Genomic DNA, 7,497 nt, shown 5'->3' with positions numbered 1-7,497 from the left:
GCATGGACGCCGCCTGCGAAAACACCGGCCTGGGCGTCCGAGACGTCTGGGAGCAGGCCATCAACTACTACTGCGACCAGCTCGGCATCCCCGAGCAGATGCCGCTCGACAACGCGCACGACCCCATCCCCCGGCCGAGCGAACCCGCGGCCGACCCGAGCGCGCTCAAACTCATCACCGCCCGGCTCGAACCCAACACCCGTGCCCGGCTCATCGACGGCTGCCACCTGGAGGGGCTGGGCGGCCAGGAGTTCATCCCCCAGGCGTTGAACGCGTGGTTCGACCACCTCGACCAGAGCGGCCAGTCCTAGGATGTCGCCCAGCGCCCACCGGCAGGACTTGCTCACCACAGGAGACACCGTGACCCAGCCACAGCGACGAGCGCGAAGAATCGCCGTCGCCAACAACAAGGGCGGCACCGGCAAGACCAGCGCTGTCGTCAACCTCGCCGCCGCGCTGGCCTTCCACGGCATGCGCGTACTGGTCATCGACATGGACCCGCAGGGCAACGCAGGCCGCCGGCTGGCGGCCCTGCTCGCCGCCAACCAGGTCACCATCTCCGACGTGCTCAGAGCCATCGCCGAACAGCCCGACGCCGACCTGTCCGGGTGCGCCGCCGACGCATTCGCCGAGATCGGCTGGCCAGAGCCTTACCGCAGCAACATCACGCTCATCCCGTCCAGGCCCGATCTCGAGAACCGGGCGCTCACCGAAGCGGGCCTCCTCGGCGCGGTCAAGCGGCTCGACGTCGCTCTCGACGGTGCCGACGACGACTTCGACATCGTCCTGATGGACTGCCCACCGAACCTGGGTCACCTCACGCAGATGGTCCTCAAGGCCACGCACGACGTCCTGGTGGTCATGGACCCCGAGATCGACGGCATTGAGGGCGCCATCGCTCTGCGGGACTTCGTCGCCAACGGCCGGAAGAAGCTCGACAAGGACGACCTCCGCATCATCGGCTACATCGTCAACAAGGTGGACGCCCGGCTCGGCGCGGACGCCTACCAGACCAAGGAGAACATCCCCGAGCTGTTCGGAGATGGCCTCATGCTGCCGATGCTGCCCCTGCGAGCGGCGGTCAAGGACGCCGCCGACTCCGACCCGCCGCGCCCGCTCAGGGCTCTCGGGTCGGCCGGGAACGAGATGGCGGACAACTACGACACGCTCGCCTCGATCCTGAGCGAGCGGGCCGGCCTGGGCAAGCTGAAGATCGAGGTGAAGTAGATGGCGAAGGTCCAGCGTGGCAAGCCGTCCGAGCGGCCCCGGATTCTCGCCGAGCCGGAGCCGGTCATCACGGGCGAGCAGGTCGCTTCCGCTGTCGCGGTCGCGGAGCCGATGACCGACCAGAGCGTCGAACAGGTGCTCACAGGGCAGCTCGTGCCGCCGGTCGCCGCGCTGGCCGACATCCCCGACGCGCCGGACTTCACGCCCGCGGCCGACGGCGCCGACCCGGAGGCGGCGTTCGCGCACTACGACTCCACCATCTCCCGCGCCCGGGCCAAGGTGGAGAAGGTCCTGACGAAGGCCGAACGGTACTGGCGGCTCACCGCCGGCCCGGCCCTGAAGGAGATCCGGGACAACCAGCTCTACAAAGCGGCCGGGTTCGCGACGTTCGAGCGGTACGTGGACGAGCGGTGGGACATGTCCCGGCCGCGCGCCTACCAGCTCATCGACTCGGTACGGGCGATGCAGGCCCTGGAGGGCGTCACGGACGAGGTGCCGAACGAGCGGCAGCTCCGCGCGCTCCTCCCCGTGGTGGATCAGCACGGCACGGAGGCGGCCGGGCAGGTGTGGAAGCTGGCCGAGGAACGCGGCCGGACGTCCGGCGCGGGCCTGGACGCGGCGGCGCGTGACCTCGGGTTCCTCCCGGCGCTGGAGGCGGCCAAGCAGGACGGGCCGAAGCCGGAGGTGGTGTGGCCGCGCTACGAGCCGGTGTTCCGCGCGCTGGGTGACCTGCGGGGACTGCGCCGGGTCGCGGTGGAGACACCGGATCGGGCGCGGGAGCTCGCGGCTCGGTTGCGGCAGGCGGCGGAGGAGCTGGAGGCGGATCTCCCGGCCCCCGACAACGGATGATCTTGTCTACCAATCGAGCGGATTGGTAGACAAGATCCACTCACTCGAGGGGCGCCCACATCACCTGGGCGCCCCTCAGCTCGTCAGGAGGCTCCGCGTCACTGAACCGGAGCCGGATGGACCTCCAGCCAGTCACGCGGGCAGAACGGGGCCACCTCGCCCTCATAGCCGGGATCGGTCCGGCGTAGCTGCATGTACGGGTGGTAGGCCGTGGGGTCCGGTGCATCCTGGTCGGGCAGCACGTACCCGGTGATGTTGTAGTGCGTGCCGACCAACGTCACGTGCTGGCCGCGCAGGTATCCCCAGTCGATGCCCACCCGGTAGGTCGGGAGCGGGCGGCAGTAGGGCGGGTTGTGCCTGTGGTGGTCGCCGATGCCGTCCGGGTAGGCCAGGCCGCACTTCGGGCAGCGGGTGTAGTCAGCGGACTCCTCGCGCTCACGCTCGCAACGCCAGCAGTCGGCCCGGTGCTCGTCGTGCTCCAGGTGCTCGCGCATCTCCCGCTCGGCCTCAGCGTCCAGGGCGGCATTCTGCGCCAGCTCGGCGCAGTAGCAGCCGTCGCAGGTGGTGCAGACGCCGCACCCGCCGCACAGCGCACGCAGGTGGTGACCGCACGCGGGGTTCACATCGTGGTGAGGGTCGCCGTCCCAGGAGGAGACCCAGGGACGCCCGTCCTGCGTCAGCCCGGCGGCGAAGACGACAGGGCGGCGCTCACGCTCGCCAGTAAGAGCCTGGTGGGCTTGCTGGTAGGTGAGGCCGTGCGCCTTGGCGTAGTCGCGGACGCGCTTCTTCTCGTAGCCGTTCTCTGGCATCGGGTGGTCCTTCCAGGGCTTCGCCCCACGCACGTCAGCCCAGACCATCAACCGGAACATGAACGGCGGTCTCGGGGGCGCTCGATCACGGACCTTCTCCCCGATTGAGCGCCGAGCCGGCGTGGGCGGATCGGCTTGCGGGGAAGGCTGAACGCGGCAGCCTCCAGCACTCTACAGGTGCTCATGGTGAAACGGCAGCGGCCCCAGCCTCAAGGCTGGAGCCGCTTAGCTCGTTGACGGAACCGTCAACGTCGAGATGTGACGGCCTTGGGCAACTCGCCGCGCTCGGCCAGCCGCCGCTTGTAATAGCTCACCCTGGACCCAGGCACGCCGAACAGGCGGGCGATCTCCATCGTGCCCTTGCCCGCGGCCAGCAGCTCCCGAGTCTTCTGCACGCGCTCCTCGGTGTCTGCCTCGCGGGGCCGGCCTCCCTTCTTCGGTGGCGGCGGGCCATCCTCGGGCTTCCCTGCGCGCTTCCACCGGTCGCCGCAGGCCCTGCACCAGACGCTCGCCTTGGGCGCGACGGGCCGCTTCCGGCAGCTCTCACACTTCGGCGTCGCCACTGCCACCTCCCTCCTCCGGGGCGAGCCGCCACCGCGTCACCCTGACGGTCGGAGAACTGGAGTCGCGGATGCACGCGACCGAGATGACCTGCCCCTCACGCTCCAGGCGGCGCAGCGTCGGAACGAACCGGTTGCTGGGCTCCCCCAGCAGCAGCCGCGCGAGATCGCCGCCACTGAACTCGGTCTCCGGGAACACGCGGAGATGGCCGAGGATACGCGGCGCCCACTCGTCGTACAGGTACGTCCTGCTGGTCAGCCCGGCCGCATGCTTGTGCCGCAGGACAGTGCGTACGGTCACCTTCAGCCGCTGGGCGATGGCCTCCACCGACAGGCCCTCACGGACGAGAGACGTGATCTGTTCCCGGCGTTCCCGCGCCGACACCTTCTCCCAGCATCGGTCTTGCACCACGCCCATCCGCTCGCGCACCATGCGCATCGCATGGCTTCGCGCCCGGCCCGCGCTCGTCTGGTAGCGGGCAGCGAACAAGTCGATGAGCTGGTTCAGCGGGTACGCCGCGTCCTCAGCGGCTGCGGCGCACACCGCCGCCACCCCATCCGCCTCCGCCAGGGCGAGCACGTCCAGCGCCACGGCCACCTTGCGGGCGAGATGGTCGCGTATCTCGTACGGGACCCCGATCGGCGGCGCGGCCGGGCCGGCGTCCTGCTCGGGGGGCTGGTAGACGACGAGCTTGAGATGTAAGCGGCCAGCCGGTCCCGCGCTGGGGGCAGGGCTGTTGAGCTGGGTCATGATGATCTCCTGGAGTAGATGGGGATGCCCGGCCTGTAGCGCACGCGCGGCGGCTCCGCCCTGGTCAGGGAGGACCGCCCCTCCCCGTAGATGCCGGGCAGTTCCATCACCGTGTGCGAGGGCGCGGCCGGGAGGCTGGCCAGCATCCGCTTCCGCCAGGCCAGCGCGTAGACGTGGCAGCTCGAACAGGTCTTGCCGCCGCGGGGGTGGGTGTGTTCGGGGACGTCGATGTAGATGTCGTCGGCGTTCGCGCGGGCGTTCTTCGACCACGCCTGCGAGTCAGCCGAGAGAAGGAAGGGCCAGAACGCGCGCAACCCGAGCGTCTTCACACCGAAGCCGTGCATCTTGAGGCCCAGGCTGGCCAGCGCGCCGAGCACGCGCCCGATCTCCGACGTGCTCTGCATCCGGCACACCGATCCGACGCTGACGAGCGGCGCTCTCGTCAGGTCGATGCCGCGCCGCGCGTACATATCGACGTGGCGGAGGAAGGCGTCTCGGCTGTTGCCCTGGAGCGGCGGCACGAACGGGGAGCCCGGCCCCCACTCCCCGCGCAGGGTGATGTAGTTGTCGATCGACAGGTGCTGGTGGCCGTTCACCGACCGGCCCGACCTGGCGAGCGCAGGCGGCTCGCACATCCAGTCCTGGCAGGCCGCCCACCGCAGGTTGCCGATCTCGTCGGCGTACCGGCGCACCGCCCGCACGTAGTCGATCGCCGCGGCCCTGTACTCGCCCCGCTGCGTGACCTCGTTGAAGCCACCGGAGTCGAGAATCCACGGCACCACGGCGCGCGGCAGCTCACCCTTGATCGCGGCCAGGCGCGGGTAGGCGACGCAGAGCGGCACGCCCACGTCCTCCCGCCTGAGCCAGGAAGACGAGCTCGTCCCGAGAAAGAACTCCACCGGGTCACCTCCTGGCCGCCATCGCGGCGAGCAGGATGTCCCCGTGGCACCGAGCGTCCGGCTTGCACCAGCACGCCACGTCCCGGTCGCCGATCTCCTCGATGGCCCGCTCCACCAGCTCCGGATGCTCGGCCAAATGCTTCCGGTAGCGGGCGAGCGCGTTCTCCAGCCCGTACGTCTTGACGCTGTACGGGTTCGCGAACGGCGACCCCGGCAGGCTCGGCGCGGGCCGGCCGATGTAGACGGCTCCGGCGGGGACCTGGCCGTGGAACAGGTCCCCGCTGACCTTGACCCGCCTACCCACGGCCCGACACCTTCGCCCACTTCGCTCGGATGTGCCGCGCGAGGCCCAGCACGGAGGCGAAACACGTGCAGTCCTCGTCGGTGCCAGGGCCGGAGACGCCATCGCACGCCCGGTGGTACCAGCCGTCCGCCTGGAACCGCACCTCGGACTTCCATCTCTGGGCGGCGTCCTTCAGGACGGCGGCGAACAGAGGCCCCATCGCGGGGTCGTTCAGCGCCATCCAGGTGGCGTCGTTGGCGCCCTCGTAGACGGCGGCTATGCACGACCCGCTCTCGTAGCAGACCGCATCTTGGACGGCGATCCACGGGCCGTCGTGGGCCTGCGCGGCTGCGGCGAGGATGATCTCAGCCGCCGTCTCCAGTTCTTCCCAGAGGGTCAGGTCAGGCATCGGGGTACTCCGTCCACGTCTGGCCGTCGAGGATGGCGCCCGCCTGGTGCTTGCCGACGTTCTCCATGACGATGCGGTGGCCGTGCTCATCCACGGGGTCACCGATGTACGCGAAGCGCGGCCCCTGGTTGCCGATGCCGACCATGCCGGTCGGCGTCCAGGCACCCCATTGCTTGAAGAAGAAGGGCACCCCCGCTGCGGTGCACTGGTCGCGGAGACTGCGCGGCCAGTCCGGGTGCATGAGCCGTGCGTCGGTGCCGGACTCGCCGCCGGCGACGACCCAGTCGAGCGCGGGCGTGCTGCTCTCGGGGTCGGCGGCGAGCCATTCATCGCGGAGCACGACCGGCCCGAGCAGCGGTTCCGCCGAGATCCACCGGACGGCGATGTGCGGGGTGGCCAGCAGCGTCGGGATGCGCAGGTCGGCGGTGGCCTGGTCCTCGGTGGACACCCCGATCTGAACGTTCGGCAGCGGCCGGACCGGCATCCAGTAGCCGTCCGCGCTGGAGTCCGGGGTGAGCTGCATCGGGGACGCCGACCGGTACTTGCCCCGGACTCGCGCGAACGCGATGCCTCTGCCTGCTTCGCCGACTGCCTTCCAGAAGTCATCCGAGCGGAGCATCGACCGCATGGGGCCGGGCCGCTTGGTGAGGATCAGATAGGTGTGCTGGGGCGTCATCGCCATCACGGCGAACGCGTGCGCGACCATCTCGGTGGGCACGTCGTCGTGCCAGAGATCGGACATGCTGTTGACGAAGATGCGAAGCGGGTCGCGCTTCTTCAGCGGCATGTCGAGCCGCTCGGGGTGCAGCATGACCCCGGTGGTGGCGCCGATGTGCGGGCCGTCGAACCGGCGGCCGGCGACCCGCATCGGCGTCTGCCGTTCGATGTAGCAGCGGCGGCACCCCTCCGACACCTTCGTGCAGCCGGTGACGAAGTTCCAGGTGGCGCCGCGTCGTCCGTCCGGGCCTCGGAGCCATTCGATGGCGCTGTTATCCGACATGGGTGATCTCCTTCGTGGTGGTGGTGGTGATCGGTTCGGGGTAGCGGTAGACCCACAGGCCGCGCGCCCCGTCCGCGATTTCGTTCGCGGCGGAAGGCTTCTGACGGCCGCCGCCCATGGGGCCCTTGGAGGTGCGGAGCTTCTCCCAGCCGTCGAACCGGTACAGGTTGCCGGGCGTGCCGGGCAGCGATGTGGACGACACCGCCTCGATGCGCGGCTGGCCGCCGCACTTCTCTGCCGAGTGGGCGTCCCACCCGGCGTAGGTGCCGAGCCACAACGGCACCAGGTAGAGCCGCGCGATGCGCAGCACCGCCCGCAGGCACTGCTCGTCGCGCCGGTCCGGGCTGCGCGCGATCCTGGACAGGTCCACCGTGTTGTACCGGTGCAGCCCTCGGTCTTTGCAGACCGAGGTGTTCACGGTGCTGGCCAGGATCACGGCAGCGGCCACCCGGCCGCGGTCCTCCATGACGAAACCCAGGGAGCCGTACGGGCGTTTGTACGGTCGGCCCTCGGGGTGCTCGTCGCTGGGGAGGTGGAGCGGGTGCCGCCACCGGATCAGCAGTTCCACGACTTCGTCCACGTCCACCTGGTAGAACGCGACCACGGGCGACATCCGCAGCGCGAGTTGGCGACTCATCGAGGGCCGCCTCCTTCCGTGCGGCCGGGGCAGCCGCAGCCGGGATTCGCGCACGCGCCCGACGCGGTCATGA

11 protein-coding genes are annotated in these 7,497 nt (G+C 70.1%); 3 read left to right on the top strand and 8 right to left on the bottom strand.

Features of this window, described 5'->3' with window-relative positions; all coding sequences use genetic code 11:
• The 3 genes from BMW85_RS50215 to BMW85_RS46290 form a co-directional block, all read left to right on the top strand.
• A partial coding sequence (locus BMW85_RS50215) for a hypothetical protein (protein WP_091094134.1) occupies positions 1 to 311 on the top strand: 311 nt, incomplete at its 5' end.
• 49 nt (positions 312 to 360) lie between these two features.
• A complete protein-coding gene (locus BMW85_RS46295) occupies positions 361 to 1,227 on the top strand; it encodes a ParA family protein (protein WP_218156230.1) in 867 nt (288 codons plus the stop codon).
• On the top strand, positions 1,228 to 2,076 hold the full coding sequence (locus BMW85_RS46290; RefSeq protein WP_091094132.1) for a hypothetical protein: 849 nt from the start codon (positions 1,228 to 1,230) through the stop codon (positions 2,074 to 2,076).
• Between the two features lie 98 nt (positions 2,077 to 2,174).
• Here the strand turns inward: BMW85_RS46290 and BMW85_RS46285 are convergent, their stop codons facing one another.
• The 8 genes from BMW85_RS46285 to BMW85_RS46255 all read right to left on the bottom strand — a co-directional run bounded on the left by BMW85_RS46285 (position 2,175) and on the right by BMW85_RS46255 (position 7,424).
• Positions 2,175 to 2,885 (bottom strand): hypothetical protein, encoded by a 711-nt coding sequence (locus tag BMW85_RS46285; RefSeq protein WP_091094131.1) that lies wholly within the window; start codon positions 2,883 to 2,885, stop codon positions 2,175 to 2,177.
• A 245-nt stretch (positions 2,886 to 3,130) separates the two neighbouring features.
• Positions 3,131 to 3,280, bottom strand: a complete 150-nt coding sequence (locus tag BMW85_RS50210) for a hypothetical protein (protein ID WP_177241243.1) — start codon at positions 3,278 to 3,280, stop codon at positions 3,131 to 3,133.
• A gap of 148 nt (positions 3,281 to 3,428) precedes the next feature.
• Positions 3,429 to 4,196, bottom strand: coding sequence for a helix-turn-helix domain-containing protein (locus tag BMW85_RS46280; RefSeq protein WP_091094130.1), 768 nt, complete (start codon positions 4,194 to 4,196; stop codon positions 3,429 to 3,431).
• Positions 4,193 to 5,095 carry a deazapurine DNA modification protein DpdA family protein gene (locus BMW85_RS46275; RefSeq protein WP_091094129.1) on the bottom strand — a complete coding sequence of 301 codons (903 nt, stop codon included), beginning with the start codon at positions 5,093 to 5,095 and terminating at the stop codon, positions 4,193 to 4,195. Before BMW85_RS46275 ends, BMW85_RS46280 begins: the two co-directional genes overlap by 4 nt.
• 4 nt (positions 5,096 to 5,099) lie before the next feature.
• Positions 5,100 to 5,399: a DUF4326 domain-containing protein gene (locus BMW85_RS46270; protein WP_218156229.1), complete on the bottom strand. Its 300-nt coding sequence runs from the start codon at positions 5,397 to 5,399 to the stop codon at positions 5,100 to 5,102.
• Positions 5,392 to 5,787 carry a hypothetical protein gene (locus BMW85_RS46265; protein ID WP_091094127.1) on the bottom strand — a complete coding sequence of 132 codons (396 nt, stop codon included), beginning with the start codon at positions 5,785 to 5,787 and terminating at the stop codon, positions 5,392 to 5,394. Before BMW85_RS46265 ends, BMW85_RS46270 begins: the two co-directional genes overlap by 8 nt.
• On the bottom strand, positions 5,780 to 6,787 hold the full coding sequence (locus tag BMW85_RS46260; RefSeq protein ID WP_091094126.1) for a DUF5131 family protein: 1,008 nt from the start codon (positions 6,785 to 6,787) through the stop codon (positions 5,780 to 5,782). The genes BMW85_RS46265 and BMW85_RS46260 overlap by 8 nt, the downstream gene beginning before the upstream one ends.
• Positions 6,777 to 7,424 (bottom strand): hypothetical protein, encoded by a 648-nt coding sequence (locus BMW85_RS46255; protein ID WP_143082649.1) that lies wholly within the window; start codon positions 7,422 to 7,424, stop codon positions 6,777 to 6,779. Before BMW85_RS46255 ends, BMW85_RS46260 begins: the two co-directional genes overlap by 11 nt.
• Positions 7,425 to 7,497: the final 73 nt, after the last annotated feature.

The sequence above is a fragment of the Nonomuraea wenchangensis genome (assembly GCF_900111685.1).
Taxonomy (GTDB): Bacteria; Actinomycetota; Actinomycetes; order Streptosporangiales; family Streptosporangiaceae; genus Nonomuraea; species Nonomuraea wenchangensis.
The sequence above is the reverse complement of the archived record's forward strand: the minus strand, read 5'-3'. Positions and strand labels throughout refer to the sequence as shown.

What these genes read in the sequence shown, in the direction of transcription:
- BMW85_RS46290 (WP_091094132.1), top strand. Translation starts at nt 1,228, where the DNA reads ATGGCGAAGGTCCAGCGTGGCAAGCCGTCCGAGCGGCCCCGGATTCTC.
- BMW85_RS46255 (WP_143082649.1), bottom strand. Translation starts at nt 7,424, where the DNA reads ATGAGTCGCCAACTCGCGCTGCGGATGTCGCCCGTGGTCGCGTTCTAC.
- BMW85_RS46260 (WP_091094126.1), bottom strand. Translation starts at nt 6,787, where the DNA reads ATGTCGGATAACAGCGCCATCGAATGGCTCCGAGGCCCGGACGGACGA.
- BMW85_RS46285 (WP_091094131.1), bottom strand. Translation starts at nt 2,885, where the DNA reads ATGCCAGAGAACGGCTACGAGAAGAAGCGCGTCCGCGACTACGCCAAG.
- BMW85_RS46265 (WP_091094127.1), bottom strand. Translation starts at nt 5,787, where the DNA reads ATGCCTGACCTGACCCTCTGGGAAGAACTGGAGACGGCGGCTGAGATC.
- BMW85_RS46280 (WP_091094130.1), bottom strand. Translation starts at nt 4,196, where the DNA reads ATGACCCAGCTCAACAGCCCTGCCCCCAGCGCGGGACCGGCTGGCCGC.